4 tRNA genes are annotated in these 514 nt (G+C 58.9%); all 4 read right to left on the reverse strand.

The features are described from left to right. Positions 1-76: transfer RNA gene (locus ACUXVH_RS31665), tRNA-Glu, on the reverse strand. A gap of 79 nt (positions 77-155) precedes the next feature. Beyond that, positions 156-231, reverse strand: a tRNA-Ala gene (locus ACUXVH_RS31670). A gap of 52 nt (positions 232-283) precedes the next feature. After that, positions 284-359 (reverse strand) — tRNA-Glu (locus ACUXVH_RS31675). A gap of 79 nt (positions 360-438) precedes the next feature. Next, positions 439-514, reverse strand: a tRNA-Ala gene (locus ACUXVH_RS31680).

Below are 514 nucleotides of genomic sequence, written 5' to 3' on the forward strand. Positions count from 1 at the left end.
TGGCGTCCCCTAGGGGACTCGAACCCCTGTTACCGCCGTGAAAGGGCGGTGTCCTAGGCCACTAGACGAAGGGGACACAAACCCTTCTGTACAACTGACCGGTGCTGAGTACCGATCGATCCAAGGCCGGTGTGGCCAGGCCTTGAACTGTAAATTGGTGGAGCTAGACGGGATCGAACCGTCGACCTCTTGCATGCCATGCAAGCGCTCTCCCAGCTGAGCTATAGCCCCGGATTTTCGCCTCGCGGCGCAGCGACATCTTGCAACATCGCTTGTGTGAAACTGGCGTCCCCTAGGGGACTCGAACCCCTGTTACCGCCGTGAAAGGGCGGTGTCCTAGGCCACTAGACGAAGGGGACACAAACCCTTCTGTACAACTGACCGGTGCTGAGTACCGATCGATCCAAGGCCGGTGTGGCCAGGCCTTGAACTGTAAATTGGTGGAGCTAGACGGGATCGAACCGTCGACCTCTTGCATGCCATGCAAGCGCTCTCCCAGCTGAGCTATAGCCCC

Source organism: Pseudomonas sp. 8(2025), assembly GCF_052665325.1.